We start from the raw sequence: 26859 nt of genomic DNA, 5'->3' as shown, positions 1-26859 counted from the left end.
GAGTCGTGCGCATTCCGGGCCTGCAGAACCCCTGTTCACCTGCGGAACTCGTGCGGCACACGCACCGCGCCGCGTTCGTGGGTGGCGCGGCGGCTCTGCAGGGGAACGGGGCTTGCGCAGGAGAGTCGTGCGTATTCCGGGCCTGCAGAACCACTGTTCACCTGCGGAACTCGTGCGGCACACGCACCACGCCGCGTTCGTGGGTGGCGCGGCGGCTCTGTAGGGGAACGGGGCTTGCGCAGGAGAGTCGTGCGTATTCCGGGCCTGCAGAACCGCTGTTCACCTGCAGAACTCCGGCCGCAGTCGCACCCCGCACCCGCCGCACCCGCCGCACCCCGCACCCCCACCCCGCAGCCCCACCCCGCACCCGCCGCACCCCGCACACGCCGCACCGCGCATCACACCCCGACCCCCGCACATCTACCCCGCAGGACGACGGATGCCGCGACCCTCGTGGGTCGCGGCATCCGCTGTCCTGCGGGCTCGGGGTCAGGCGCCGGTGATCCAGACGGTCGTCTCGCCGGGGAGCACGCCGTCCTCGAAGTGCTGACTCGAGATCGATCGCGCGCCGCCTTCCGGGAGCTCGAACGGCTCGGTGCCGAAATTGGTGAAGACCGTCCACCCGTTCGGGCGGCGGAAGCCGAGCACGTCGTCGCGGCCCGTCTTGATCCACTCGAGCGACTCGCCCGTCTGCAGCAGGCGGCGGAGCGCCAGTGCCTCGCGGTACAGCGAGAGGGTCGAGCGGGGGTCGTCGTCCTGCACCGACACCGCCAGCTCGGCGAACCACGCCGGCTGCGGCAGGTGCGCGCCACCGTCGCCGAAACCGTACGAAGACCCCGTGGCCGACCACGGCAGGGGGACGCGGCATCCGTCCCGCCCGATGTCTTCCCCGGGGCTGCGGAAGAACGTCGGGTCCTGGCGCTCCGAGTCGGGAATGGCCGCGACCTCGTGCAGGCCGAGCTCCTCCCCCTGGTAGACGTATGCCGAGCCCGGCAGGCCCAGCACGAAGAGCGACGCGGCGCGCGCCCGGCGCAGTCCCTGCTCGCGATCGAGCTCGGGCGAGGCCCCGCCCGACAGCAGCCACTCGTTGCCGTGCTTGCGCACCGGCCGGCCCTGCTCGGTGCGCTCGGCGTCGGGCAGGCCGTACCGCGTCGCGTGGCGCACGACGTCGTGGTTCGACAGCACCCACGTCGTCGACGAGCCCGACTTCGCCGCGAGTGCGAGGTTGTCGCCGACGATGCGGCGGAACTGCGCCGCATCGAAGTCGGCCTCGAGCAGGTCGAAGTTGAACGCCTGGCCCAGGCTCTCGGCGCGCGCGTAGAGCGGGATGCGCGACGGCTCGACCCACGCCTCGGCCACCGCGGTGCGCGGCGGGTCGTACGAGTCGAAGACCTCGCGCCACTCGGCGTACACCTCGTGCACGTCGTCGCGGTCGATCATTGGGTGGTTGCCGTCACGGGGCATGGCGTCGAGCTCGGCCTGCGAGGGGAGCGGGTCGACGAAGTCCTTCGTGAGCATGTGCGCCACGTCGATGCGGAAGCCGTCGACGCCGCGGTCCGACCAGAAGCGCAGGGTCTTCACGAAGTCGGCGCGCACCTCGGGGTTCGACCAGTCGAGGTCGGGCTGCTCGACGGCGAAGTTGTGGAAGTACCACTGCCCGTCGGCCACCCGCTCCCACGCCGATCCGCCGAACACCGACACCCAGTCCGCGGGCGGCTCCGAGCCGTCGGGCCCGGTGCCGTCGCGGAAGATGTAGCGCGCGCGGGCCGCCGAGCCGCGGCCGGCGGCCAGCGCCTCCTGGAACCAGGCGTGCTGATCCGACGTGTGGTTCGGCACGATGTCGACGACCACCTTGATGCCCTCGCGATGCAGGGCCGCGAGCATCTCGTCGAAGTCGCCGAGGGTGCCGAGCCGCGGGTCGACGTCGCGGTAGTCGGCCACGTCGTAGCCGCCGTCCGCGAGCGCCGACGGGTAGAACGGGCTCAGCCAGACCGCGTCGACCCCCAGCTCCTTGAGATACGGCACGCGCGAGGTGATGCCCTTGATGTCGCCGATGCCGTCGCCGTTCTCATCGGCGAAGCTGCGCGGATACACCTGGTAGACCACCGCCTGCCGCCACCAGGCCGGCAGTTCGAGGTCGTTGAGCTTGTTGGTCAGGGGTGCGGAGTGCACAGTCGTCACGGGGACGCGTTTCCTTTCGAGGTTTTCCATTCGGGAGGGGGATGGATGCCGCGGCCTCAGCCCTTCACGGCACCCTGGGTGACGCCCTCCACGACCCAGCGCTGGGTGAAGAGGTAGACGATGATCGCCGGCGCCATGGCCATGAGGTACGAGGCGAACGACACGTTGTAGTTGTTGCTGAACTGAGTCTGGAAGATGTTCTGCACCACCGGAAGGGTCTGCAGCGCCGGGTCGGAGATGATCAGCGACGGCATCATGAAGTCGTTCCACGAGGCGAGGAACGCGAAGATGCCGACCGTGGCGCTCATCGGCGCGACGAGCGGGAAGATGAGCCGCCAGAACGTCTGGTTGGTGCTCGCGCCGTCGATGCGCGCGCTCTCCTCCAGCTCGGCGGGGATCGAGCGCAGGAACGCCGTGAACAGCAGGATGCTGAAGCTCAGCTGGAACATGATCTTGAGGATGATCACGCCGGCCGGGTTGTCGAGCCCGGTGAGTCCTGTCAGCTGGATCTGCGGCAGCGCCACCACCGGGAACGGCAGGAACATCGCCGCGAGCAGGTAGTAGAACGAGTAGCGGAACAGCTTGTGGTCCCAGTTGCGCGTGATGGCGAACGACGCGAGGGCGGCGAGGATGATCGTCCCGGCCACCGTGAACACCGTGACGAGCAGCGAGATGATGAACGCCCGGGGGAAGTTCGTCAGATCCCAGGCCGTGACGAACCCTTCGATGCTCCACGGTGCGGGCCACGTGAACGCGTTGCCGTCGACCGCCTGGCCCTGCGTCTTGAACGCCATCATGACGGTGACGTACAGCGGGATCAGCACCGTGACCGCGCAGAGCGCCAGCAGGATCGTGCCCGGCCAGTTGACGCGCTCCATGGCGAAGCGCGAGCGGGCTGGTTTGCGGGATTCGTCGCCGGCGAGCACGCGCTCGGCGGTCAGGTCCTCGACAGCGAGGGCGGGCTGCGTGGTCATCAGAACACGTTCCTTCCGCGAGTGAGACGGAGTTGGAGGAGGGCGAGCGTGAGCGCGATCACGAAGAAGATGGTCGCGTTGGCCATCTGGTAGGCGTAGTCGCCGCCCGAGAAGCCGGTGAAGATCGTCATGGCGATGGAGCGGGTGGCAGTGCCGGGGCCGCCGTTGGTGAGGCCCACGATGATGTCGTAGGCGTTGAGGTAGTCCTTGAAGCCGATGATCACGTTGATCACGACGTAGCCCGCGACGAGCGGCAGCGTGATGCGCGAGAGCTGCTGCAGCTTGCCGGCGCCGTCGATGGATGCCGCCTCGTAGACCTCGCCGGGGATCGACAGGAGCCCTGCGATGTAGATGAGGAGGGTGCCCGGGATCGCCTGCCACGCGGTGACGATCGCGATCGCGACCCACGCGAGGTCGGGATTGGCCAGGATGCTCTCGCTCAGCCAGCCGATGCCCCACAGCTGCCCGAGCGCCGGCACCGAGTTGGAGAACAGGAAGTTGAAGACGTAGGCGATGATGATGCCCGAGATCACCATCGGGATCACGAAGATCGTCCGCAGTCCGGTCTTCAGCCGCACGCGCGACACGAGACCCACCGCCAGCAGGAACGCGATGACGTTCACCACGATCACCACGACGAAGGCGAGCCAGAAGGTGAACAGGTAGCTCTGCAGGATCGCCGGGTCGGTGAAGACGGCGATGTAGTTGATGATGCCGACGAACTCCCAGTCGCCGAAACCGATCGAGTTGGTGAAGCTGAAGAAGATGCCGATGACCGCGGGGATCGTGATCGCCAGCGTGAACAGGATGAGTGCGGGCAGCAGGTAGAGGTAGTAGACCCCCTCGACCTTGCGGCGCGTGCGCGGCATCGTCGCCGCGCCGGTGCGCCGGCTCGTCTTCGGCGCCGTGACGGCGGCCGTGGTGGTTGCCATGAGTGCGTTCCTCTCGTGTCGCGCTATTGGCGCAGCGCCAGGCGGGCCCAGTCGGCGTCGAGTCGAGCAAGCGTGCGCTCGGGGTCGTCGCCGGTGACGATGCCCTGCATGTAGTTGTCGGTCGGGATGGTCAGCGGGATGGCCTTCGAGGCGCCCTGGTAGAACTTCGCGGAGTCGTAGTACTCCTTCATGCCGAGGATGCGCTCGTCGGTCACCGGGGCCGAGTCGGTGGTGGTGCCGTAGCCGAGGAACGAGGCGTTGTACTCGTCCATCACGTCCTTCTGGAAGAGGAAGCTCAGGAAGTCGCGCGCCCCCTCCTTCTGATCGGATGCCTCGGGGATCCACGCCGCGAGGTCGATGTTGACGCGCACCTTGTTGTCGGCGGGGTCGTCGGTCATCGGCAGCGGGAACGTGCCGAGGTCGAGGTCGGGGTTCGTCTTGTCGATCTCGCCGAACGCCCACGGCCCCTGCAGATACATCGCCGCCTCTTCTTTGGCGAACGCGAGGTTGCCGTCGCCATAGCCTCGGCTCGCGGCATCCTCGTTCGTGTAATTGCTGGTGAGCTCGACCATGCGGTCGACGGGCTCTGCCATCGTCTTCTCGAACGACACCGGGGAATCGGGGCCGACCTCGGTGCCGAGCTCGTTCATCTGCTCGTAGAAGTCGGCGACGTCGATCTCGCCGCCGACGGTGTAGTCGAACCAGCCCTGCCCGACGGTCCACGGGTCTTTGAACGTGGCGTAGAACGGTGTGATGCCCGCCGACTTCAGCGCGTCGCACACCGCGATGAGCTCGTCCCAGGTGGTCGGCACCTCGAGACCCTGCTCTTCGAAGATGCGCTTGTTGTAGATGACGGCTGCCGCCATCACCGAATACGGCAGCACGCTGGTGCGTCCGGGATATGTGGCGTACTGGTCGACGAGGTCCTGCACCTCGGGGAGGATGCGGTCGGCCTCGGGCATGTCGCTCAGGTCGCTGAGGGCGCCGCGCTCCATGAAGCGCGCCATCTCCATGTTGTAGTTGAGCAGCCCGAGGTCGGGCGGGTTTCCGCGGAGGAAGCCGGCCTGCAGGTTCGACGAGGTGTCGAAGACGACCTCCACGTCGTCCTGGCTGGCGTTGTACTCCTTGATGAGATCGCGGAAGTAGGGGATCGCTTCTGGCTTGCTGAGGTGGAAGCGCACCTCGGCGGGGCCCGATGAGGCACCGGCGCACGCGGCGAGCGTGGAACCGGCGATCGCGAGGGCGGCTGCCGCTGCGCAGACGCGGCGGACGGTGACGGATGCTGCAGGCACGACGTTGTCCTTTTCCGTGGATGTGGGGCGCGCTTTGGTTCGAAGAGTAGATTTACACATCGAATCAAATTGTTGTCGTCCATAATGCAGGAGGAAGCCGCGACAGGCAAGGGGATTGATGTCACAGCCACTGCTGAGTCCGACAGCGTTGCGCCGGGCGAGCCTGGACGCCGTTTTGGGATTCGCATGGGATGCCGACGCCTTCACCGCGTCGGACGTGCTCGAGCGCGTCGGGCTGACGCGCTCGACCACCATCGACGTCATCGACGAGCTCGTGGCGCGAGGTCTTCTGGCCGAGCTGCCGAACGCGCGTGCGGCGGGGGATTACCGCAAGGGGCGTCCGGCACGCCGGTTCGCCTTCCAGCCGGATGCCGCCTTCGTGGTGGGGGTGGATGCGGGGGCATCCCGGCTGACCGCGACCGTGGCGGACCTGCGCGGTGAGCGGCGGGCGGTGCGGCATCTCTCGCTCGAGCCTGCGGGGGAGGCACCCGAGGTGCGCCGCCGCGCGGCGACCGAGCTGGTCGACGAGGCGCTCGCCGACGCGGGGATCGGGCGAGCGGATGTCGCGGCCCTGTGCGTCGGCGTGCCCGCGCCGGTCGACCGGCACGGCGCCTCGCCGCCGCACCGCGACGACTTCTGGCGGCGGATGAACCCCGACTTCGCGTCGGTGTTCGCGGAGTGGGCGCCGATCGTCCGCGTCGAGAACGACGCATCGCTGGCGGCCGTGGCCGAACGCGCGGTGGGCGCCGCGGTGGGCTGCGACGACTTCGTGGCGCTGCTGGCCGGCGACCGCCTCGGCGCCGGGGTGTGGGTCGACGGGCGGCTGCTGCGCGGTGCGCACGGCGGTGCCGCCGAGACGGTGGCGTTCGACCACGTGCGCGGCGTCGACGGGGCCTGGGGCCTCGGCTACCGGGCGGCCGAACTGGCGCGGCGCGCGGTCGCCGAGGGCACTCTGCCGGAAGCCAGCGCGCTGGCCGGGCTCGGCGACGGACAGATCGACGGCAAGACCGTGCTCGCGCTCGCCGCGGCCGGTGACGACGGCGCGCGAGAGATCGCCGCGCAGGTGGGTGAGACCCTGGCGATCGTCGCCGGGGTGCTCGGCAGCCTGTTCGACTCCCGCCTCATCGTGGTGTCGGGCGCGGTGGCCGCGGGTGCGGATCCGGTGATCGCGGCGGCGCGCGACGCGCTTCCCCGCGAGCTCGATCTGCCGGCGCCCGAGATCGTGGCGTCGACGCTCGGCGCCGAGATCGTCTCGGTCGGCGCTGTGCGTGCCGCGCTCGAGGCGGCGCGGGCGGGCGCGCTCGACCTGGCGATGTTCGCCGAGTAGGAATTTGCCCCGAACCCGCCCGACCCCCGCGCACCAGGCGTAGCGTGCGGTCATGACGCCTTCACCCGCGATCACGACCGTCGGGCAGCTGCGCGCATCGGGCCACACCTACCGCCCGATCCGCGTCGAGCTGCGCGAGAACCTCCTCGCCGCTCTCGCGCAGGGCGAAGAGCCATGGCCCGGCATCCACGGCTTCGACACCACCGTCATCCCGCAGCTCGAGCGCGCGATCCTCGCCGGCCACGACATCGTCCTCCTCGGCGAGCGCGGCCAGGGGAAGACGCGGCTCCTCCGCAGCCTCAACGGACTGCTCGACGAGTGGAGCCCGGTGATCGAGGGCTCCGAACTGGGCGAGCATCCGTTCCACCCGGTCGCCCCGGCATCCGTCCGCCGCGCCGGCGAGCTCGGCGACGACCTCCCCGTGACTTGGCGCCACCGCAGCGAGCGGTACGCCGAGAAGCTCGCGACACCCGACACGTCGGTGGCCGACCTCATCGGCGACGTCGACCCGATCAAGGTCGCCGAGGGCCGGTCACTCGGCGACCCCGAGACGATCCACTACGGGCTCGTGCCGCGCAGCAACGGCGGCATCGTCGCGATCAACGAGCTGCCCGACCTCGCCGAGCGCATCCAGGTGTCGCTGCTGAACGTCATGGAGGAGCGTGACATCCAGATCCGCGGCTACGTGCTGCGCCTCGACCTCGACGTGCTCGTCGTCGCCACCGCGAACCCCGAGGACTACACCAACCGCGGCCGCATCATCACGCCGCTGCAAGACCGCTTCGGCGCCGAGATCCGCACCCACTACCCCCAGACGATCGAGGAGGAGATCGCGGTCATCCGCCAGGAGGCCGACCTCGTCGCCGAGGTGCCCGCGCACCTGCTCGAGATCCTCGCGCGCTTCACGCGGAACCTTCGGGAGTCGGATGCCGTGGACCAGCGCGCGGGCGTCTCCGCGAGGTTCGCGATCGCCGGCGCCGAGACGATCGCTGCCGCGGCCCTGCACCGCGCGACCCGCCAGCACGAGGAGGTCGCGGTCGCGCGTCCGGTCGACCTCGAGACGGCGGTCGACGTGCTGGGCGGCAAGATCGAGTTCGAGACGGGCGAGGAGGGCCGTGAGCGCGCGATCCTCGAGCACCTGCTGCGTACCGCGGTGGCGGATACGGCGCGCGCGCACCTTCGCGGTCTGGACACCCGGGCCCTGGCCGACGCGCTGCGCGACGGCGCGACGGTGATGACGGGGGAGCAGGTGCCGGCGACCGAAGTGCTGGCCGCGATGCCGGTGCTGGGCGAGTCGGACCTGTACGACCAGGTGGCCGCGCGCCTGGAGGCGGTGACGCCCGGCGAGCGGGCGGGGGCTCTGGAGCTGCTGCTGGAGTCGCTGTACCTGGAGAAGAAGATCGGCAAGGACGCCGCGGGCGGTGAGACGGTCTATGGCTGAGATGAGGTACCGCCGGTCGAGTAGCGGGCGAGGAACGAGCCCGCGTATCGAGACCCTCCGGACCCGGCGGACACCCCGGCCCCCTGGCGTTTCGTCTCGCCCCGCTCGCTCGACCACCGGGACCTCGGGAGGAGGCATCCGCTGAATGCCCCGCTCCTTCCACCGCACTCCCGCGCACACCGCGCGCTACGGCCGCTACACCGGCGGCGATCCGCTCGCGCCTCCGGTCGCGATCCAGTCCGCGTTCGAGGCGATCGGCCGCGACGTCATGGAGGGCACCTCCGCCGACCGGGCCCTGCGCGAGTATCTCCGCCGCGGCAACCGCGATCTTCCGGGTCTCGACGACCTCGCCCGCCGGGTCCGCGAGCGCCGCGCGCAGCTCACGCAGCGCCACCGCCTCGACGGGACGCTGCAAGAGGTCAAGCGACTCCTCGACCACGCCGTGCTCGAGGAGCGCAAGCACCTCGTCCGCGACGTCGACCTCGACGACACCACGCGCGCGTTCGCGGAGATGCGGCTCGAGAACCTGCCCACGAGCACCGCCGCGGCGGTCAACGACCTCGCCGACTACGACTGGCAGAGCCCGAGCGCGCGCGCCGACTACGACCGCATCCGCGAGCTGCTCGGGCGTGAGCTGCTCGACCAGCGCTTCGCCGGCATGAAGAGCGCGCTCGAAAACGCGACCGACGCCGATCGCCAGGCCATCCGCGACATGCTCAACGACCTCAACGACCTGCTCGAGAAGCGCCGCATGGGCGACGACACGCAGGAGGACTTCGACGAGTTCATACGCAAGCACGGGGACCAGTTCCCCGAGAATCCGCAGAACCTCGACGAGCTGCTCGACACGCTCGCCGAGCGTTCCGCGGCCGCGCAGCGCATGCTCAACTCGATGACGCCCGAGCAGCGCGACGAACTGATGAGCCTCGCCGAGCAGGCGTTCGGGGGAGCCGACCTCATGCAGTCGCTGTCGCGCCTCGACGACAACCTCCGCTCGCTGCGGCCCGGCGAGGATTGGTCGGGTTCGGCATCCTTCTCCGGTGATCAGCCCACGGGTCTCGGTGAGGCGACCCGTCTCATGCAGGATCTCTCCGATCTGGACTCGCTGACCGATCAGCTCGGGCAGATGTATCCGGGCGCGCGCATGGACGACATCGACATCGACGCGCTGGAGCGGCTCATCGGGAAGGATGCCGCGGTCAGCGCCCGCACGCTGCGCGAGCTGGAGCAGGAGCTGAGGGATACCGGGATGCTGCAGCGGGCCTCCGACGGGCAGCTCCGGCTGACCCCGCGCGCGATGCGGCAGCTGGGGCGCGCGCTGCTGCGCGACATCGCGACGCGGCAGTCGGGCCGGACCGGCCGTCGCGAGACGCGCAACGTGGGTGCCGCCGGCGATCGCACCGGATCGACGCGGGAGTGGGCGTTCGGCGACACCGAGCCGTGGGACATCCCGCGCACGGTGTCGAACGCGGTGCTGCGGACGGTGCTCGACGGGGGAGAGGTGTCGGCCGGAGTGCGGCTCGACACGCGCGATGTCGAGGTGGTGGAGACCGAGGAGCGCACGCAAGCCGCCGTCGCGCTGCTGGTGGACACGTCGTTCTCGATGGCGATGGACGGCCGCTGGGTGCCGATGAAGCGCACCGCGTTGGCGCTGCACCATCTGATCTCGACGCGTTTCCGCGGTGACAAGCTGCAGCTGATCGCGTTCGCCCGTCATGCCGAGGTGATCGACATCGAGCAGCTCACCGCCAAGGACGCCGTGTGGGACAAGGGCACGAACCTGCAGCACGCGTTGCTGCTGGCGCAGCGGCACTTCCGCAAGAACCCGACGGCGCAGCCGGTGCTGCTGATCGTGACCGACGGCGAGCCGACCTCGCACCTGCGCCCGGACGGAAGCGTGCACTTCGCGTATCCGCCCGACCCCCGGACGGTGGCGGCGACGGTGCGCGAGCTCGACAACGTGCAGCGGCTCGGCGCGCAGACGACCTTCTTCCGCCTCGGTGAGGATCCCGGGCTCGCGCGGTTCATCGACGCGCTCGCTCGACGCGCGGAGGGGCACGTGGTGGCGCCGGAGCTGGACGACCTCGGCCGTGCCGTGGTCGACAGCTACCTCGGCGCCCGGCACACCGGCCGCGGCACGCCCGAGGACTTCGGCGACATGCTGCGCGGCAGGTCGTGGTGGTGGTAGCCCTCACTTCTCGTCCGCTCTGATCGGCCACGCGTATCACGCCACGTCGGCCGGCGCTCCTCGCTGTCAGCGGGGCTCGCGGGAAGCCGCGCGAACGGAGGTGCGAGATGGCTCGCGCATACACGGGGGTCTTCCGCCCCGGCAATGACGGACACGCGCTCTGGGCCGCCGGCTGGGAAAGCTTCGAGGCGAAGTGGAAGGAGCTCTCGAGGAACGGGCTGCGCCTCCACAGCATCTCGGTGTCGGTCGAGAACGACGTGCCGCAGTTCATCGGCACCTACCGCGCCGGCTCGGGCGGCCACGCGCTGTGGGTGGCGAACTGGGCGAGCTTCGAGGCGAAGTGGAAGGAGCTGTCGCGGCAGGGCCTGCGCCTGGTTAGCATCGCGGTGTACGAGGTCCGCGGAACCGCCATGTACGCCGGCGCCTTCCTGCCCGGCAACGACGGCCACGCGCTGTGGGTCGCGGGCTGGGAGAGCTTCGAGGCGAAGTGGAAGGAGCTCTCGCGGAACGGACTGCGCCTCGTGAGCGTCTCGGCCGCCGTCGTCGGCGGTGCGCCGCAGTACGCGGGCGTGTTCCGCGCGGGCAGCGGGGGCCACGCGCTGTGGGCGGCGCCGTGGCCGAGCTTCGAGGCGAAGTGGAAGGAGCTCTCGGGCCAGGGGCTGCGACTGGTGAGCGTCGACACGTTCGCGCACGGCCGCACGCAGATGTGGGTCGGCGCGTACCTTCCCGGCCAGGGCGGTCACGGCCTGTGGGCCGGGCAGGACTGGGAGAGCTTCACGGCACGGTGGCACGAGTGGTCTCAGCAGGGCCTGCGGCTGGTCGACACGGCGGGGTCGCGGCATCCATGCACCGCCGATGCGCTCAACCAGGTCGTCATGCCCACCGGCGAATACAACTACGCCGTCACCGGGCACGCCGACGTCTACCACTGGCCGGTGCAAGACACCACGGGCGCGACGCGCTTCGCGCGGCTGGGGCACCTCACGGCGGTCGAGCCGTTCCTGACGCTGCCGTTCTCCGACACCGACGTGAAGCGCAACGGCATCTGGCGCTACGGCGACGGCGGCTGGCATCACGCCGGCGACTACTCGCAGGGCGACGCCACGTTCGAGGTGAGGGCGTCCGCGGCCGGCGAGGTCGTGCACGTGGGCTGGGACCTGTGGTCGGGCAACACCGTCATCCTCAGCCACGACGTGAACGGTCGGGCCGACGCGTATCGCACGATCTACATGCACCTGCGCGACGGTGCCGATCATGACGCGGATGCCGCGTGGAACGAGACGATGGCATCCACGGGCATCAAGGCATCCGACCTCGCGGAGTACAAGACGCATCTGCTCGAGACGGGAGCGACGGAGGACCCTGCCGACCGCGACCTCGATGCCGCGCACTGGGGCACGAACGCCCAGACGATCCCGGTGTCGGTGGGCCAGCAGGTCTCGCGCGGACAGCAGATCGCGTGGGCCGGCAACACCGGTCCGGGCGGCAAGCGGGGAAGCGGCGGCCCCAACACGCACCTGCACATCTTCTGGGCGCGCCGCGACACCGACGGGCAGTTGTACTTCTTCGACCCGTACGGCGTGTACTCCACTCCCGGCAACTACGCCGCCGGCGTCACGGACGCGACGAGCGGTCCGTGCGTGCGGTACCCGAGCGGCTGGACGGACGGGAAGCCGCAGTACCCGTAGGGACGGGGAGCGGATGCCGTGGCCGCGAGGCCTGCGCAGAGGCGACGGCGGGAGTCGACACGGGGCCCTGAGGATCAGTCACTGTCGTTGGTCTGCTGATTTCACACGTGGCGATTTCGCTGACCTGATCGCAAACCGGTCGCTCAGCGCGCTTCGCTCTGCCAACTTTCCGAGCTCTGTCTGCCACCTCTTACACACGGACCCGCGATCGTCGTCGCGCAGCTTCCTCATCGGCAAGACTCGCGGAAGCGCCTGATCGCAAAGGACCCTCGATGATCACTGTTCATCTTCGCTATGAGATCGATCCCGACAAGCTCGACGACTTCACCAAATACGGCCGGGCGTGGATCCACCTCGTCAACACGTTCGGCGGAACCCACCACGGCTACTTCATGCCCAGCGAGGGCGACAACGATGAAGCATTCGCGTTGTTCACCTTTCCGTCGCTGGCCGCGTATGAGGTCTACCGGAACGCTTCGAAGACGGACCCGCGATGTCAGGAGGCATTCGAGCTGGCCCGACGGACCGGGTGTATCCGCCGCTACGAGCGCCGGTTCCTCTCGCCGGTGTTCGCCTAGCGGTCGCTCCAATCTGAACGATCGCGATCCCTTTGCGGGCGGCGCGCGAAAGCGGGACCCCAACGTGCACCCGGCGCAGGACCGGCGGGTTTCGTGAGCAGGCTCGACTTCGGCGCCAGGAGGACGGTTGGCGCGCGACGTGTTCACGAGCTGCGGCGAGGCTCCGTCAGTGCGGCGTGAACAGGCCGCAAAACTTTAGGCGGTGCGGTCGGATCTTGACATAGCGTCGGCGAACCCGTCCAGCAGGAGCTCGAGGCCGTACTCGAACTCTGCCGCGTCATCCTGAGCCAGAAGTGTTGGCGTGATCTCCGTCACAAGCGGGAGGAGCTTGGCTGCCGTGGGCGTGTCCATGCTGTCGCGCGTCTCCGATGTGATCGTGCGCGTTTCGGGCGAGAAGTATCCACCCAGCTCGATGTCGAGTGTGCCCAGCGAATACGCAGCCAGAGCGCGGTAGCAGCGTGCGGTGCTGAGCTCGTCGAAGCCGGCCCGGCGGAAGCTCCGGAACCCCGCTTCCACGAAGGCCAGAGCGTCGGGTGTGTGCGGTGGGAACTGGTTGATGAGTCGCGAGGCGTTCGGGTGGCGCATGGCGACGTGTCGAACGGACCGCATGATGAAACGCATGGCGTCGCGCCAGTGGATGTCCTCCGGCGGCGTATCGACCTCGGCGAGCAGGAGTTGAGCGACGCCGTCGAGCAACGCGTCCTTATCCGGGAAGTACGTGTAAACCGCCATCGGCGACGAGCCGAGGTTCTGCGCGAGCTTGCGCATGCTGAGCCCCTCGATACCGTCCGCGTCGATCGCGGCCAGCGCTGCCTGCGCGATGCCCATCTGTGTAAGTTTTTCTGCCATTGCGGCCTCCCTGCTTGACAGCTTACACCGTACGGTGCAATCTGTACGTCGTATCCGTACACCGTAAAGGATACAATTGACACCGTAAGGAGCATCATGATCCACATCCGACAGGCCGGCCCCGGGGATGCCGTGGCTCTGGACGAGATGGTGCGAGAGCTCGCCGCGCACGAGGGCGACCTGGAGCACGTTCTCGTGGACGCGGAGGCGTGGCGGCAGCTGCTCGCGCGCCCCGACGTGCGCGTCCTGATCGCCGAGGATGACGCCGGCGTGGTCGGCTTCACCAGCACCGTGCGCCGCATCCATCTCTGGACCGGTGGCGACCTTCTCGCCCTGGACGACCTCTACGTCCGACCCGGCCACCGCGACAAGGGCATCGGCAGCCAGCTGATGACCGCCGTGGCCAGCCTCGCCGCCGAAGACGACCTGCTCGTGCAGTGGGGCGTCCGCCTGAACAACCACGCCGGGCAGCGCTTCTATGCGCGCCTGGGCGCCACCCTCAACACCAAGATGACCGCGTCGTGGACGCCGGCGCAGTACCGCCGACACCTCGCCGCCGCCCGCTGAACTGCCGAAGGACACACACAATGAGCACCACATTCGCCATCGAGGCCACCGACCTCGTGAAGACGTACGGCACCGGCGACACCGCGGTCCGGGCCCTCGATCACGCCAGCCTCAGCATCCTCCGTGGCCGGTTCACCGCCATCATGGGCCCGTCCGGGTCCGGCAAGTCCACGATGATGCACGCCATGGCGGGGCTGGACACCGTCGACTCCGGCAGCATCCGCCTCGGAGAAACCGAGCTCGTCGGCATGAGCGAGAAGCAGCGCACCCTGCTTCGCCGCACCCACGTCGGCTTCATCTTCCAGCAGTACAACCTCGTGCCCGCCCTCACCGCGGAGGAGAACATCGCCCTCCCGCTGCGGCTGGCAGGTCAGAAAGTCGACAAGGACTGGATGCTGGAGCTGGCCGGGACGCTCGGCATCGCCGACCGGCTCAACCACCGCCCCTCCGAGCTTTCCGGTGGCCAGCAGCAGCGCGTCGCGGTCGCCCGCGCCCTCATCTCCCGTCCTGAGGTCGTCTTCGCCGACGAGCCCACCGGAGCACTGGACTCCCGCTCCAGCCAGGCGCTGCTGGCCTTCCTGCGTCGCGCTGCCAGCGAGCTGTGGCAGACCATCGTGATGGTCACCCACGACCCGTCGGCCGCGGCGTACGCGGACCGGGTCGAGTTCCTCTCCGACGGCCAGGTGATCGACGGTCACGACAACCCGACCGCGGCAACCGTCCTCGAGCGGATGGCGCGCTTCGACGCCGAGCGTCAGGGGGTGGCAGCATGATCCGGTTCGCGTTCGCCCAGGTCCTCGCCCATCGCCTACGATTGGCTCTCACGGTCGTCGCCGTCATGCTCGGCGTCGCCTTCGTCACCGGCAGTCTCGTCCTCAACGACACGGCCCAGAAGCTGTTCGACGACCAGTTCGCCACCGCCTCCGCCGGCGCTGACGTGACCGTCCGCACCGCCACCGCATTCGACTCCGGGATGGGCGTCGAGGTCGAACGGGACCCGCTTCCCGCCGGAACGCTGGACACCGTCCGCGGCGTAGACGCTGTCATAGATGCGGTCGCGGTCGCCAAGGGCGCCGCCCGCCTCGAGCAGGGCACCACCGATCTCGGCAGCGTCCAGCTGAGCACCTGGGTCGACGAGCCCGTCGGCGCGTACCCGCTCCGCGGCGGTGCGGCACCTACCAGCGACGGCGAGATCGTCATCGACAAGAACACTGCCGACGCGCTCGGCGTGCGCATCGGCGACGCTGTCACCGTGGTCGGCGACACCCGGGTTGAGGCTCGTGTCGTCGGGCTCGTCGGGTTCGGCGACGGCGACGGTCCGCCGGTGGGGGCGGTCGCGCTTTCGACCCTCACCACCGCGCAGAGCGTCCTCGGCCTCGGCGACGGCCTCTCCGAGATTCTCGTCACCTCGGAACTGACCGCCGGTGAACTGCAGCCGCTCCTCACCGATGTGCTCGCTGCCGACGTGCAGGTCGCCACCGCGCAAGACCTCGCCGCAGCCGGCGCCGAGCAGGCGGCCGCGAACCTCGAGATGCTCCAGGTCGTGCTCATTGCGATGAGCGTCGCGGCGCTCATCATCGGCGCGTTCCTGATCGCCAACACCTTCGCGATCGTGATCTCGCAGCGCACCCGTGAGCTGGCGGTGATTAGGGCGACCGGCGCGACCGGGAAGCAGGTTCTCGTGTCGGTGCTCGTCGAGGCGCTGCTCGTGGGCGCCCTCGCCTCGACCGTCGGTGTGCTGCTGGGCATCGTGAGCACCTACGGCCTGCGCACGCTGGCCGGAGTCTTCGGGGTCAGCATCCCCTCCGGTGAGCTCGTCATCGAGACCCGCACCGTCATCATCGCCCTCACCGTCGGTGTCCTGGTCACCCTTGTCTCGGCGGTGGGCCCGGCTCGCCGTGCCGCGGCGGTCTCTCCGCTTGCCGCGATGCGCAGCAGCGCCGCCGAGACGCGCGGTCTCGGTCGAGGGCGCCTTGTCACCGGCACGGTTCTGCTGGTGGCAGGCTCCGCCGTCTCCGCCCTTCCGGGGTTGGCCGCGGGACCGATCCTGCTGCTCGGCGCGGGACTGGTGCTCGCCCTCGTCGGAGTCGTGCTGGTCGCGCCGTCCGCGCTGCGTCCGCTGGTCTCGCTCGTCGGCGCGGCCTCCGCGCGGACCGTGCCCGGGCAGCTGGCCCGGGAAGCCGCGCTTCGCGCACCGCGTCGCACCTCCGCGACGGTGATGGCGCTGGCGTTCGGGCTCGCGCTGATGAGCTTCGTGTCCATCGTCGGCGGCTCGGTGAAAGCGGCCACCGGTGAGCAGTACCGCGAGGTCATCGCCGCGGACGTCGTCATCGAAAGCGCCGGGCAGGAGATGCTCGGCGGGGTGCACGCGGCCGTCTACGACGAGGTCCGGGAGGTGCCCGCCGTCGGCGTCGCCACCCGGCTGAAGTACGGGCATTGGAAGGACGGCACGACGACCAGCGCGCTGACCGGTCTGGACCCTGAGCTCATCACCGAGGTCGCGCAGATCCGGATGGTGGACGGGGACATCGCCGCGCTGAGCACCGGAGGCGTCGTCGTCGCCGAGCGCGTCGCCACCGAGCGTGAGCTGGCGGTGGGCGACGAGCTGCCGATGACGTTCGCGCGGCTGGGTGACACCATCCTGCCCATCGTCGGCATCATCGCCGACGGTCCCGCGCAGGCGCTGCAGACCGACTTCTTCGTCTCCCTGGACACCTACGGTGACCTCTTCACCGAGGACATGGATGCCAGCATCTTCGTGCTGGCAGCGGACGGCACCTCTCCCGCGGAGCTCACCACCGCCCTCGAGACCGCACTCGAGGACCACCCGACAGTGCAGGTGCGAGACCAGGCGGCGGTCATCGCGGGACGCACGCAGACCGTCGACCAGATCTTCGGACTGGTCACGGTGCTCCTCGCGTTCGCCATGGTCATCGCCGTGCTCGGCATCGCGAACACCCTCGCGCTGTCCATCGTCGAACGCACCCGCGAGATCGGCGTCCTCCGCTCGGTCGGCATGTCACGACGGTCGGTGGCGCTGATGGTGCAGGCCGAGGCGGTCATCGTGTCGGTCGTCGCCGTGGTCACCGGGCTGCTCCTCGGTGTCGCCGCCAGCGTCGCCGCCATCGGCGCGCTGTCCACCATCGCCCCGCTGGGCATGAAGGTGCCGGTCGCCCAGCTGGGAGTCCTCGCCGCAGTCGTCGCCATCGCGGGCCTCCTCGCCGGGATCGCGCCGGCCGCTCGCGCCGCGAAGCTGCCGGTCCTGGAGGCGATTGCGCATGCGTGACCGGACCCTGCCACTGGTGCTCACACTGGTGGCCGCGCAACTGGTGGTGATGCTCGACTCCAGCATCCTCAACGTCGCGCTGCCGTCCATCGCCGAAGACCTCGACCTCACCGCAGTCGGAACAGCGTGGGTGCTCAACGCCTACTTCCTCACCTTCGGCGGACTGCTGCTGGTCTCCGGCCGAGCCGCTGACATCTTCGGCCGCCGCCGGATGTTCCTCACCGGCGCGACGGTCCTCGTCGCCGGCTCACTCCTGGGCGGCTTCGCCTCGACCGGCGCCGTGCTGGTGACCGCCCGCCTTATCCAGGGCGGCGGGGCTGCGATGCTCAGCCCCGCCGCCATGGCGGTGATACTCGCCACATTCACCGGCACCGCCCGGACCCGGACGATGGCCTGGTGGGGTGCGGCGTCCACCGTCGGCGGCGCGCTCGGCGTGAGCGTCGGAGGCGTCCTCACCAGCGGCCTCGGCTGGCAGAGCGTCATGTTCGTCACCGCCACCGCAGCCGTGCTCGTCGGCATCGCCGGCTGGGCCCTGCTGCAGCGCGACCACCCCACCACCCGCCGACCCTTCGACGCCGCGGGTGCGGCGCTTGCGACCACGACCGCGGGCGCGGTCGTCTTCGCCATGCTGAGCCTCCCGCATGCGGGGCTGGCCTCGGTCGAGGTGCTCACCGCGGCGGCCGTCGCCGTGACCGCCGGGACCGGCTTCGTCCTCGTCGAGGGGCGCAGCCGGGACGCTGTGCTGCCGCTTCCGGCACTGCGGGAGCCGCGCGTCGCAGGCGGCATCGTCGTCAACATCCTCGGTGGCGCTGCCCGAGTCGCGTGCTTCGTGCTGGTGGCCCTGCTCATTCAGCAGGTACTCGACTACGACCCGGCGGCCGCTGGAATGGCCATGCTGCCGACCTCCCTCGCTGGGTTCGCCGTCAGCACGCTGCTCCTCCCTCGGGCGCTCGCACGCTTCGGGCCGGAGAAGGTCGCGGTGCTGGGCCTCATCCTCCTCGCCGTCGCACACCTGATTTTCGCCTCCCTCGACCACGGGATGCCGTACCTCGCACGGGTGTTCCCCGTCCTCCTCCTCGCGGCCGTGGGCGTCGCGTTCAGCTTCACCCCCACCACCCTCGTCATCGCAAGCGGCATGACCTCCAGCAACGCAGGCGTCGGGTCAGGACTCGCATCCTCCACCGCCCAGATCGGCGGAGCCCTCGGCATCGCCGCATTCGGCGCCATCGATGCGTACCGCCGTGCAGCCGTCCTCGCCGAAGGGGGAAGCGAGCTGGCCGCAGCCGAAGCAGGCCTCTCCGCCGCTCACCTCGCCGCAGCCACCGCGGCCGCCGTGGCGGCCCTCGTCGCCATCGCCGCCTTCCCGTCTGTGCAGCCGCGCCGGCTAGTCGCTGCGGTGTCCAACTCCGCGGGCCGCCGGAGCCGAACGACAGTGGCCAGTTGATGCACCGTCCTGCTCAGGATGAGGATGGCATGCCCTCAGAAATCAAAACGCTTGTGCCGGCTAGTCGACCATCAGTTCGCGACAGGCTCCTCGCCCGCCCGGTGCTGCTGTGGACGCTGTTCCTGCTGGCAATCACGGCGATGGGGATCCTCGCCAAGTGGCTGACACCCACCCTCCGACCCGGCCCAGGCGGCGTCGGCCTGGTCCAGGTCGCGCTGCAGCTCGGGATGCTGCTGATGATTCTCGCGTTCGCCGTCCGCGTCGGATGGGATGCGCTCGGCCTTCGACGACTGCCGGCGCCGCGCGACGGACTCGTGCTGTTGTTCCCGACCCTTACTGTGACGATCGGCTTCTCCGCCGGCTTCCGACACGTGGAGCTTCCGACACTGATCCTCGCGTTCGCGTCAGTGGTGCTCGCAGGCGTGGTCGAGGAGACAGCGTTCCGTGGGATCCTGCTCACCCGGCTCCTGCCACGCGGACCCTGGACAGCGGTGCTGCTCTCCTCGGCCCTCTTCGGATCGCTGCACGCCGCCAACCTGTTCCTCGGCGCCCCATGGCAGACCGTCCTGCTCCAACTGACGTTCGCGGCCATGGCGGGCACCGGCTACGCCGCAATGCGTCTGCGCACCGGCTCACTCTGGCCGCCCATCATGCTGCACGCGCTGTTCGACCTCACCTTCCGAGTCACGGCGATTGAAGCAGGCACACCCTTTCACAGCGCCATTCAGATGCTCCACGGGGTTGGCTGGCTGATCTACGCCCTTGTCGCATTGCGGCGTGCCGCGTTCCTCAAGAGCACTGCGACACACGCTCAGTCGTTCAGAAGCGCCGCCATGAGAGCCAACCAGTCAGCCCAAGTGCTCGCTGACCACCCCCGCTGAGCATGGCACTCTCAACCAGCGCCTGGCTTCACGGACTAGATGTACTGACCCAGATCGTTGTTGACGTAGGAGAGACCTCCGGGGTCGAGTTGGAGCTGTCTAGTTCTTCAGCTCGAACGCACGGAGGTCTCTCTTGTCCCACGCTAATGCCCGGCTGACTCCGGCCGGCCGGTTGATCATGGTTCAGCGCATCCAGTCCGGGCGTGCGGTCGCGCACGTTGCGGCGGAGATGGGCATCTCGCGCACGACGGCCTGGCGGTGGTGGCGGCGATTCCGGGAGGCGGGCGCCGTGGGCCTGCAGGATCGCTCAAGTGTCGCCCACGCCCATCCGCACCAGACCGGGCCCTGCCAGGAGACGCGGGTGCGGATCATGCGTGAGCTGACCCGTCGTGGCCCGGTCTTCATCGGCGCGCGGCTCGGGATGCACGCGTCCGTGGTCGGGCGGGTGCTGCGTCGCCATCACGCTCCGCTGCTGCGGGATCTCGACCCGGTTACCGGCGTCGTGATCAAGGCGACGAGGAGGTCGGCGAACCGCTACGAGCACGCTCATCCTGGCTCGCTGATCCACATCGACGTGAAAAAGCTCGGTCGCATCCCCGACGGCGGCGGATGGCGCGCTCACGGTCGCAGCGAGAACGTACGAGGACGCGGGATCGGCTACGACTACGTGCACACCGCGATCGATGACCACTCCCGCGTCGCCTACGCCGAGACCCGCGACGACGAGAAGGGCGTCACCGCGGCCGGGTTCCTCGAGCGGGCGATCGCGTTCTACGCCAGCCTCGGCGTCACCGTGGAACGGGTCATCAGCGACAACGCATTCGCCTACCGAAAGTCCGTCGCATTCCGCAGCGTCATCAACGCGCGCGGCATCAAGCAGAAGTTCATCAAGCCGCACTGCCCCTGGACCAATGGCAAAGTCGAGCGCCTGAACCGCACCCTCGCGACCGAGTGGGCCTATGCCCGACCCTTCACTTCGAACGCTGAACGCCGCGCCGCCTTGCCTGCCTGGCTCGATTACTACAACCTAGACAGAGCCCACCTCGGCATCGGAGGCAAGACTCCCATCGACCGAATCAGCAACGGTCGAGGTCAGTACACCTAGAGCAAACCCCGTGTACCCCGTTGTCGCCCGGATGCAATGAGGCTGGGGCGCTACTGGCGCTTCGGGCGACGAGGTGCACAATTCCGAGCTTGTCAAACGCCGCTGCTTCCACGGGAGCACAGACTCCACGAATACGTGTGAGCCGCAGGAGTTTGTCCGAAGATGACTGGTGGATCGTTCGCGTGTTGTCTCGGGGTGGTTACTGGTCGGCGACGAAGGTTCCTTGGTGGAAGAGCATCTGCAGTCGCCCGCCAGTCGACGACCAGATGGATGAATGCCGGCTGTCACGATCGATGCCGCGAATGAGGTAGGTGATCAGTGCGAGGTCGGGTCCCAGTTCGGAGAGAAGTGCCACTCGTGAGTCTCGGTAGCTGCGCGTTCGCTCTCGCTCGACAGCGTTGCGACGATTTCGTCGCGCGACCATCGTCTGCCGGACCGGCCGATCTCCACGAAGTCCGGACGAAGGAGGTCGCGCACGCGGTTCGGATCGCGCCGAACTGGTGAAGATAGAAGCGACTCCTCCGCGGCGCGAGTACTTTCCGGATCCACCCGCTCAGGATTGCACGGGAGGGTAGCGGCCACGTGCGTTGCCCGCATAGGGGTCGTTTCGCGTGCAGCCACACGCGGACTAACGGTCTTCGACGTCGACCAGCCACCCGGCCAGGGAGCGCCGCTTGCGCTCGACGGGTGGGTCGCTGATATCGATGTCAGCTGCTCGCACCGCGGCCCCCACTAGAGTCACGGGCAGCCTTACCCCATGGCCAGGCTCGAGCGTGGCGGTGCCAGGCACGGGCACGATCTCGATCATGTAGCGAGACGGTCGCGACCCCGCGATCACGCCGCCGAGGTCCATGCGGACGCTCGGCCACTCTTGGCCGTCCGGTGGCATTACGGCGTCCGGAGGTGCACCGTGGCCGGGGCGACGCAGTACGCGACGTTCCGATACATCGTGCGTGACCATGTGCACGGCGGTAACGCGACCGCGCACTCGATCGGTGAATTCCTCCTCGTGATGCGATTCCACGGCGTTCACGCTTGCAAGCAGACCTGGGCCGAGCAGTTCGGCGAGTGACGGATCCGGGGTGCGCGTCGCGATGCCGAAGTCGACGTCGTCGCCCACGGCGAATGCCTCACCGCAACACGCCCACTCCCACTCCGTCAGCCACACACCCGCCATGTCGCCCACGTTAGCGAGCGCATGCGAAGCCGGGCACCCATACGGAACGAGGGCCGGTCTGTGATTGCAGGGTCTGTGCCCTCGCATGCCGTCGGGCTCACCGCAGGCCGCATGTGCTCGTGTGCCCCGCCCGACAAGAAGCACGAATGCGGGACGGTAACCGCGCGGCAACCTGCCCAGCTAGTCGGGCACGGAGCTCGCTTCGGGGATCGAGACCCGAGGACTGGACGCGACGGCGGGAGTCGAACCCGCAACGCTGCCGGGTATGAACCGGAGCCCGGGACCGCCCGGATCGCCGCGATGAGCCCACGCTAGACGCCGCGGGCAGCGATCGTCTGTGGGTGTCGGAGCGTGTCGGGTGATGACGGGATGTGACGCGACCCCAGCCCGCCGGCAGCCGACGGCCGAGGCATCCGTCAGTGTCCGTCGTGGGTGATGACGGGGAGCACGGTGCCGTCGGCGTCGAGCAGGGCGGCGCCCTGGCAGACGCCGAGTGCGGGTACCACGAGGACGGTCACCACCGCGGCGGCGCCGAACAGGCCCCAGAGGCTCGAGCGTCGCGACGGGTGCCGCGTTCCCCGGACGATTCCGCAGGCGACCGTGACGCCGAGGCCGAGCAGCAACGCCACCGCGAGGATGCTCGCGCGTCCCGGCGCGGTTGCCAGCAGCGCCACGGCGACCCCCATCCCGACGAACACGCCGGCGACCGCCCCCCGCGGTGTCGGCGTGCGGTCGAGCAAGAGGCTCGCGGCGCCCCAGGCGAGCGCCGCGAGCCCCAGGACGGTGGCGGCCACGCCGAGCACGCGGGAGAGCGTGTCGGCCTGCACCGCGACGATCGAAGCCGCGCCGAGTGCGACGGCGACGAGGCCGAAGCCCCACGCGGCGACGGGCACCCACGACGGAGCGCGTGTGATCGCGCGCTCCGTCGTGGGCGCCTCGGCCACGGTGGTCACGCCGTCGCGACCCGCGACGACCGCTCGGCGGCCAGGCCGACGCCCAGCAGCACGATGGCGCTGGCGAGGTGCAGGAAGTGGTCGGGCGCGTTGAGCGCGAGGATGTTCGCCGGCGTGCCGACGAGGAAGAAGCCGACCAGGCCCAGCAGCAGGTACGCGGCGCCGACCGTGATGTTCACGATCTTGGCCGGTCGAGCACCGGCGATGCCGGCGATCAGCAGCGCTGCACCGATGAGCAGGTGCGCGACGTTGTGCAGCGGGTTGACCTCGAAGATGCCCAGGAGCAGACCGCCCTCGGTCGCGATGAAGCCGACGCCTCCCGTGAACGCGAACCCGAGAAGGCCGACGAGGAGGTAGACGGCGCCGAAGACCGTGGCGACGATGCGGTTCGGTGACGAGCCCATGAGAGACCTCTCTTTCCAGCGGCGATCTGCCGCGCTGTGAAAGGTCTTCGGGGCGGGTCGGGAATCGGATGGGATGGCGCCGGGGGAGAGGTTGCTCGTCGGCTCGGGGCGTTTCGTCTCGCTTCGCTCGCTCAACGACCGGTGGTGTCGGGCGACCGGTGGTGTCGGGCGGCACGGGTACGCTGGCCCGGACATGGGGGAGAGCGTGAAGGCGGCGGGGGAGCCTCGGCGGCTGTCGAACTACGGCGAGGGTGCCGACCTGCTCGTCGCGCTGACCGAGGCCATCGCCGGCGCGCGCACGCGCGTGTGGGTCAAGGTGCCGTGGTGGGATGCCTCGTCCGTCGCCCGCCGCCTCCTCGATGCCGTCCTCGCGGCGCACCGCCGGGGCGCCGACGTCAAAGTGCTCCTCCGGCCGGAGTCGTCGAACGACGCGGTCATCCGCGAGCTCCGCAGCGCCGACGTGGCCCTCGTCCCCGTGCGCTACATCCACGAGAAGGAAGTGCTCGCCGACGACGTCGCGATCACGCACTCGATGGACTTCACGGCGGCCGAGATCGGGCGCAATCAGAACTCCGGCTTCCGGCACACCGACCCGGCGATGGTCGACGCCGTCGAGGCGGGCTTCGCCTCGCTCATCGACAACGCGAACGCGGTCGCGCACGGCGATGAGGCGTGGACCGCGGCATCCGCCCTCATTCCACCCGCCCTGCAGAAGTACCTCGACAGGTTCGACCGGCTCAACCCGCTGCAGTCGAAAGCGGTGCCGGCGGTGCTGTCCACGAGCGGGCACGTGATGGTCGTCGCGCCGACGAGCTCGGGCAAGACGCTGATCGGCGAGGTCGCGGCGCTGCGGTCCATCGTGTCGGACGGCAAGCCGGCGGTATGGCTGCTGCCCGCTCGGGCGCTCGCCGCGGAGGTCGCCGAGATCGCCCGGCGGTGGAACGCGCACGGCATCCGCACGATCGAGCTGACCGGCGAGACGAACATGTCGAGCGACGCGGTGCGGCAGGCGCAGCTGTGGGTGGCGACCACCGAGAAGTTCGAGGCGCTGTACCGGCGGGCGTCGCTGAAAGACGTCATCGGACGGATCGGATGCCTCATCATCGACGAAGTCCACCTCGTGGGTGACCCGACCCGAGGTGCGACGCTCGAGTCGCTCATCGCACGGCTGCGCGTCGCCGAGGGGCGGACGCGGATCGTCGCGTTGTCGGCGACCGTGTCGAATGCCGACGAGCTGGCGGCGTGGTTCCACGCCGACCTCGTGCGCTCGGCGTGGCGACCGACGGTGCTCACGACGCAGCTGGTGCCGTACGACGTGCCGACGCAGGGGAAGCGCGAGGCGTACGAATCCGCGAAGGACGAGGTGGTCGTGCCGCTCCTGCGGAGCCTCGTCGGCAGCGCCTTCGACACGGCGGCGGGCGAGGGCGGGGCGGGATCCAGTGTCGTCGTGTTCTGCGGCAGCAAGGCCGGCGTGCTGCGCACTGCGGCGCGAGCGGCCGGCGTGCCGTTTCACGGCGTCGACCTCGACGCGCTCGTGGAGGCGTGCTTTCGCCGGGGTGTCGGCATCCACTTCCGCGATGCACCCCGCGCGAACCGGGCGCTCGAGGCGTTCCGATCACGGCAGCTCCGCGTGCTCGTCGCCACGTCAGGGCTGTCGACCGGGGTGAACACGCCCGCGAAGTTCGTGATCATCCGCGACCTCGAACTCGGGATGACGCCGCTCGAGGTGAGCCAGGCGCAGCAGATGTTCGGGCGGGCGGGGCGTGCGGGGCAGGAGCCCGAGGGCTTCGGCTTCATGCTCGTGCCGCGCGCGGAAGAGGGCGCCTGGAAGCTGAGGCTCAGCGACGGGTACGCGGCGAACAGCCGCATCACGGCGGCACTGGGAGACGCGGTGCTCGCGGAGCTGCTGCTCGGGTCGGTGACCGACCGCGAGACCGCGCGGTCGTGGTTCGCGCAGACGCTCGCGTTCGCGCAGAACCGGGCGGTCGTCGACCTCGACGCGGTGGTCGACGAGCTGCTCGGTCGCGGCTTCGCGACCGAGGTGGACGGCCGGCTGGCGGCGACCGAGATCGGCGTGCTCACCTCGCGCCTCATGATCGACACGAACTCCGCCGGTTCGCTGCTGGTGGCGCTGAAATCGCTGCCGGTGCCGGCCAGGGCCGACGAAGCTGAGGAGCTGGTGCTGCAGACCGTCGCGACCGCCGTCGCGTCGCTGCGCGAGCGGCCCGTCAACGAGCGCACGTACACCGGCTACGTCGACGAGCTGCTCACGGGCTGGTCGCCGCGGGTCGTTGCGCGCGCCGGCGAGTGGTTCGGCGCGCGCGTCTGCATGGCGGCCGCGCAGCTCGTGCTCCGCGCCCCGGCCCGCACCCGCGAGAATCCGCCGGTGGGCGTATCGATGGCCGAGCTGCGCCGCGCGGCCGAGGACATGCCCCGCTACCTCGCCTGGGTCGCGGCGCTCGGATACGCGGATGCCGCCACCTGGGCTCCCGCCGTCGCCGGCGACCTCGCGCGCCGGCTGACGTGGTGGCACCTCTCGCCGCACCCGGAACGCGGGTCGGGCCGGCTGCTCTGGATGCTGGAACGGATGCTGCAACCTCAGCACCATCGCGAACACCTGCCTCCGCTGTGGCGCCGGGCACGGGCGGCGGGGTTCGCGTCGCCCGACGGGATCAACGCGCGGCCGCGCGGCGTGGACGTGTCGTCCGAAGGGTTCGCGGAGATCGTGGGGGCGCGGGCGGACTTCGAGGTGTCGCCGCTGGTGGGGCTCGAGCTGACGTACCGGACTGCGAACGCGCAGGCGCGGCTCACGGCGCTGAGCAACACCGGCGCGAGCCGGGCCATCGCGACGACGCGGCCGGCCGTCGGGCCGATCGACGTGGTGCTACCGGCGCGGTCGGCGGGCAAGGTGGCCGCGGACGTGTTCCTCTACACGCGAGACGGGGACTTCGCGTACGCGAACCTCGTGGCCGACGTCCCCGAGGACGCGGGCCCGGGCTCGCCGGTCGACGAGGCGGCGCGGCTGCTGGATGATCTGCCCGAGGTGCATGCGGTGCTGAGCCACGCGCGCGGGGTGCGGCGGCTGTTCCAGGGCGAGCGCAAACGCCTGCTCGGCGACATCCGTCCTCTCATCGCCGCAGACCCGCGACTGTGGCCGATCGCGCTCGCGCTGTCGGAGCAGCACAGCGAGCCCGACGCGGCGGTGGTCGCGCTGCGGACCAACCTGCGCTCGCTGCTGCGGCAGTCCAGCCGAACCGACCTCCGCTCACCGCACGCGGTGCTGCGCTCTCGCGAGGCGTCAGAGGCCGAGGTGCAGGTGACGCTGGCCGCGCTGCTCGCGGCGCTGTCGATGGAGTCGGGCGTGGCGACGGCCGACGGGCACCCGCTCGCGGTGGTGCAGGTCGGGGAGCGGTGGGCGCTCGCCGGCCCGCTGCACGCCCAGCCGGGGCGGCTCGAGCCGCTGATTCCGGCGGTGCTGCCGCGGCAGATCGAGACGGTGGCGGTGCCGGCTGCGGTCGCGGTGACGGCGGCCGAGCCGCGGTGCGGGTGGATGGCGGAGTTCGCGCTCTGACCCTATCCGAGAAGCGCGATG

22 protein-coding genes and 1 tRNA gene are annotated in these 26859 nt (G+C 69.8%); 12 read left to right on the top strand and 11 right to left on the bottom strand.

The window, feature by feature from the left end; genetic code table 11:
* Window positions 1-489: 489 nt before the first annotated feature.
* The 4 genes from R8Z57_RS17200 to R8Z57_RS17185 form a co-directional block, all read right to left on the bottom strand.
* On the bottom strand, window positions 490-2211 hold the full coding sequence (locus R8Z57_RS17200) for a glycoside hydrolase family 13 protein (protein ID WP_378723812.1): 1722 nt from the start codon (window positions 2209-2211) through the stop codon (window positions 490-492).
* Window positions 2212-2237: 26 nt separating this feature from the next.
* Window positions 2238-3059 (bottom strand): carbohydrate ABC transporter permease, encoded by an 822-nt coding sequence (locus R8Z57_RS17195; protein WP_318355010.1) that lies wholly within the window; start codon window positions 3057-3059, stop codon window positions 2238-2240.
* Window positions 3060-3154: 95 nt separating this feature from the next.
* Window positions 3155-4087, bottom strand: a complete 933-nt coding sequence (locus tag R8Z57_RS17190; RefSeq protein ID WP_378723815.1) for a carbohydrate ABC transporter permease — start codon at window positions 4085-4087, stop codon at window positions 3155-3157.
* Window positions 4088-4110: 23 nt separating this feature from the next.
* On the bottom strand, window positions 4111-5379 hold the full coding sequence (locus R8Z57_RS17185) for an ABC transporter substrate-binding protein (protein ID WP_318355006.1): 1269 nt from the start codon (window positions 5377-5379) through the stop codon (window positions 4111-4113).
* Window positions 5380-5497: 118 nt separating this feature from the next.
* On the opposite strand from R8Z57_RS17185, the gene R8Z57_RS17180 reads away from it, so the two are divergent.
* The 5 genes from R8Z57_RS17180 (at window position 5498) to R8Z57_RS17160 (ending at window position 12601) form a co-directional block, all read left to right on the top strand.
* Window positions 5498-6706, top strand: a complete 1209-nt coding sequence (locus R8Z57_RS17180) for an ROK family protein (protein ID WP_318355005.1) — start codon at window positions 5498-5500, stop codon at window positions 6704-6706.
* 52 nt (window positions 6707-6758) lie between these two features.
* Complete coding sequence (locus tag R8Z57_RS17175; protein ID WP_318355004.1) at window positions 6759-8147, top strand: AAA family ATPase; 1389 nt, start codon at window positions 6759-6761, stop codon at window positions 8145-8147.
* Between the two features lie 145 nt (window positions 8148-8292).
* Window positions 8293-10335 carry a VWA domain-containing protein gene (locus tag R8Z57_RS17170; RefSeq protein WP_318355003.1) on the top strand — a complete coding sequence of 681 codons (2043 nt, stop codon included), beginning with the start codon at window positions 8293-8295 and terminating at the stop codon, window positions 10333-10335.
* A 107-nt stretch (window positions 10336-10442) separates the two neighbouring features.
* Complete coding sequence (locus tag R8Z57_RS17165; RefSeq protein WP_318355002.1) at window positions 10443-12023, top strand: hypothetical protein; 1581 nt, start codon at window positions 10443-10445, stop codon at window positions 12021-12023.
* A gap of 272 nt (window positions 12024-12295) precedes the next feature.
* The gene (locus tag R8Z57_RS17160; protein ID WP_318355001.1) at window positions 12296-12601 is read left to right on the top strand and encodes an NIPSNAP family protein; all 306 of its coding nucleotides are present in this window, start codon (window positions 12296-12298) and stop codon (window positions 12599-12601) included.
* A 195-nt stretch (window positions 12602-12796) separates the two neighbouring features.
* Here R8Z57_RS17160 and R8Z57_RS17155 read toward each other — a convergent pair whose 3' ends face one another.
* Window positions 12797-13450, bottom strand: coding sequence for a TetR/AcrR family transcriptional regulator (locus R8Z57_RS17155; RefSeq protein ID WP_318355000.1), 654 nt, complete (start codon window positions 13448-13450; stop codon window positions 12797-12799).
* 96 nt (window positions 13451-13546) lie between these two features.
* On the opposite strand from R8Z57_RS17155, the gene R8Z57_RS17150 reads away from it, so the two are divergent.
* The 6 genes from R8Z57_RS17150 to R8Z57_RS17125 all read left to right on the top strand — a co-directional run bounded on the left by R8Z57_RS17150 (window position 13547) and on the right by R8Z57_RS17125 (window position 20733).
* Window positions 13547-14017 (top strand): GNAT family N-acetyltransferase, encoded by a 471-nt coding sequence (locus tag R8Z57_RS17150; protein WP_318354999.1) that lies wholly within the window; start codon window positions 13547-13549, stop codon window positions 14015-14017.
* 20 nt (window positions 14018-14037) lie between these two features.
* Entirely contained in the window at window positions 14038-14790 is a 753-nt protein-coding gene (locus tag R8Z57_RS17145) for an ABC transporter ATP-binding protein (RefSeq protein ID WP_318354998.1), read from the top strand.
* Window positions 14787-17303 (top strand): ABC transporter permease, encoded by a 2517-nt coding sequence (locus R8Z57_RS17140; RefSeq protein WP_318354997.1) that lies wholly within the window; start codon window positions 14787-14789, stop codon window positions 17301-17303. The genes R8Z57_RS17145 and R8Z57_RS17140 overlap by 4 nt, the downstream gene beginning before the upstream one ends.
* Window positions 17296-18747, top strand: a complete 1452-nt coding sequence (locus R8Z57_RS17135; RefSeq protein ID WP_318354996.1) for an MFS transporter — start codon at window positions 17296-17298, stop codon at window positions 18745-18747. The genes R8Z57_RS17140 and R8Z57_RS17135 overlap by 8 nt, the downstream gene beginning before the upstream one ends.
* A gap of 29 nt (window positions 18748-18776) precedes the next feature.
* Window positions 18777-19628, top strand: coding sequence for a CPBP family intramembrane glutamic endopeptidase (locus R8Z57_RS17130; protein WP_318354995.1), 852 nt, complete (start codon window positions 18777-18779; stop codon window positions 19626-19628).
* 133 nt (window positions 19629-19761) lie between these two features.
* Entirely contained in the window at window positions 19762-20733 is a 972-nt protein-coding gene (locus R8Z57_RS17125; RefSeq protein WP_318354994.1) for an IS481 family transposase, read from the top strand.
* Between the two features lie 199 nt (window positions 20734-20932).
* On the opposite strand, the gene R8Z57_RS17120 is transcribed toward R8Z57_RS17125, so the two are convergent.
* From R8Z57_RS17120 to R8Z57_RS17100, 6 genes are all read right to left on the bottom strand, one after another.
* Window positions 20933-21088 (bottom strand): hypothetical protein, encoded by a 156-nt coding sequence (locus R8Z57_RS17120; protein WP_318354993.1) that lies wholly within the window; start codon window positions 21086-21088, stop codon window positions 20933-20935.
* Window positions 21049-21330 carry a DUF4440 domain-containing protein gene (locus tag R8Z57_RS17455; RefSeq protein ID WP_378722678.1) on the bottom strand — a complete coding sequence of 94 codons (282 nt, stop codon included), beginning with the start codon at window positions 21328-21330 and terminating at the stop codon, window positions 21049-21051. Before R8Z57_RS17455 ends, R8Z57_RS17120 begins: the two co-directional genes overlap by 40 nt.
* A gap of 31 nt (window positions 21331-21361) precedes the next feature.
* Window positions 21362-21910, bottom strand: coding sequence for a DUF6578 domain-containing protein (locus tag R8Z57_RS17115; RefSeq protein ID WP_318354992.1), 549 nt, complete (start codon window positions 21908-21910; stop codon window positions 21362-21364).
* A gap of 224 nt (window positions 21911-22134) precedes the next feature.
* Window positions 22135-22210, bottom strand: a tRNA-Met gene (locus R8Z57_RS17110).
* Between the two features lie 116 nt (window positions 22211-22326).
* Complete coding sequence (locus R8Z57_RS17105; RefSeq protein WP_318354991.1) at window positions 22327-22863, bottom strand: hypothetical protein; 537 nt, start codon at window positions 22861-22863, stop codon at window positions 22327-22329.
* Window positions 22860-23267: a DUF4383 domain-containing protein gene (locus R8Z57_RS17100; protein ID WP_318354990.1), complete on the bottom strand. Its 408-nt coding sequence runs from the start codon at window positions 23265-23267 to the stop codon at window positions 22860-22862. Before R8Z57_RS17100 ends, R8Z57_RS17105 begins: the two co-directional genes overlap by 4 nt.
* Window positions 23268-23460: 193 nt before the next feature.
* Here R8Z57_RS17100 and R8Z57_RS17095 point away from each other — a divergent pair, with 193 nt between their 5' ends.
* A complete protein-coding gene (locus R8Z57_RS17095; RefSeq protein ID WP_318354989.1) occupies window positions 23461-26838 on the top strand; it encodes a DEAD/DEAH box helicase in 3378 nt (1125 codons plus the stop codon).
* The last annotated feature ends 21 nt before the right edge of the window (window positions 26839-26859 follow it).

Origin of the sequence: Microbacterium sp. M3 (assembly GCF_033548675.1) — a bacterium.
GTDB classification, from domain to species: domain Bacteria; phylum Actinomycetota; class Actinomycetes; order Actinomycetales; family Microbacteriaceae; genus Microbacterium; species Microbacterium arthrosphaerae.
The sequence above is the reverse complement of the archived record's forward strand: the minus strand, read 5'-3'. Positions and strand labels throughout refer to the sequence as shown.

What these genes read in the sequence shown, in the direction of transcription:
- R8Z57_RS17200 (WP_378723812.1), bottom strand. Translation starts at nt 2,211, where the DNA reads ATGGAAAACCTCGAAAGGAAACGCGTCCCCGTGACGACTGTGCACTCC.
- R8Z57_RS17195 (WP_318355010.1), bottom strand. Translation starts at nt 3,059, where the DNA reads ATGGAGCGCGTCAACTGGCCGGGCACGATCCTGCTGGCGCTCTGCGCG.
- R8Z57_RS17190 (WP_378723815.1), bottom strand. Translation starts at nt 4,087, where the DNA reads ATGGCAACCACCACGGCCGCCGTCACGGCGCCGAAGACGAGCCGGCGC.
- R8Z57_RS17180 (WP_318355005.1), top strand. Translation starts at nt 5,498, where the DNA reads ATGTCACAGCCACTGCTGAGTCCGACAGCGTTGCGCCGGGCGAGCCTG.
- R8Z57_RS17175 (WP_318355004.1), top strand. Translation starts at nt 6,759, where the DNA reads ATGACGCCTTCACCCGCGATCACGACCGTCGGGCAGCTGCGCGCATCG.
- R8Z57_RS17170 (WP_318355003.1), top strand. Translation starts at nt 8,293, where the DNA reads ATGCCCCGCTCCTTCCACCGCACTCCCGCGCACACCGCGCGCTACGGC.
- R8Z57_RS17165 (WP_318355002.1), top strand. Translation starts at nt 10,443, where the DNA reads ATGGCTCGCGCATACACGGGGGTCTTCCGCCCCGGCAATGACGGACAC.
- R8Z57_RS17160 (WP_318355001.1), top strand. Translation starts at nt 12,296, where the DNA reads ATGATCACTGTTCATCTTCGCTATGAGATCGATCCCGACAAGCTCGAC.
- R8Z57_RS17155 (WP_318355000.1), bottom strand. Translation starts at nt 13,450, where the DNA reads ATGGCAGAAAAACTTACACAGATGGGCATCGCGCAGGCAGCGCTGGCC.
- R8Z57_RS17150 (WP_318354999.1), top strand. Translation starts at nt 13,547, where the DNA reads ATGATCCACATCCGACAGGCCGGCCCCGGGGATGCCGTGGCTCTGGAC.
- R8Z57_RS17145 (WP_318354998.1), top strand. Translation starts at nt 14,038, where the DNA reads ATGAGCACCACATTCGCCATCGAGGCCACCGACCTCGTGAAGACGTAC.
- R8Z57_RS17140 (WP_318354997.1), top strand. Translation starts at nt 14,787, where the DNA reads ATGATCCGGTTCGCGTTCGCCCAGGTCCTCGCCCATCGCCTACGATTG.
- R8Z57_RS17135 (WP_318354996.1), top strand. Translation starts at nt 17,296, where the DNA reads ATGCGTGACCGGACCCTGCCACTGGTGCTCACACTGGTGGCCGCGCAA.
- R8Z57_RS17130 (WP_318354995.1), top strand. Translation starts at nt 18,777, where the DNA reads ATGCCCTCAGAAATCAAAACGCTTGTGCCGGCTAGTCGACCATCAGTT.
- R8Z57_RS17455 (WP_378722678.1), bottom strand. Translation starts at nt 21,330, where the DNA reads ATGCGGGCAACGCACGTGGCCGCTACCCTCCCGTGCAATCCTGAGCGG.
- R8Z57_RS17115 (WP_318354992.1), bottom strand. Translation starts at nt 21,910, where the DNA reads ATGGCGGGTGTGTGGCTGACGGAGTGGGAGTGGGCGTGTTGCGGTGAG.
- R8Z57_RS17100 (WP_318354990.1), bottom strand. Translation starts at nt 23,267, where the DNA reads ATGGGCTCGTCACCGAACCGCATCGTCGCCACGGTCTTCGGCGCCGTC.
- R8Z57_RS17095 (WP_318354989.1), top strand. Translation starts at nt 23,461, where the DNA reads ATGGGGGAGAGCGTGAAGGCGGCGGGGGAGCCTCGGCGGCTGTCGAAC.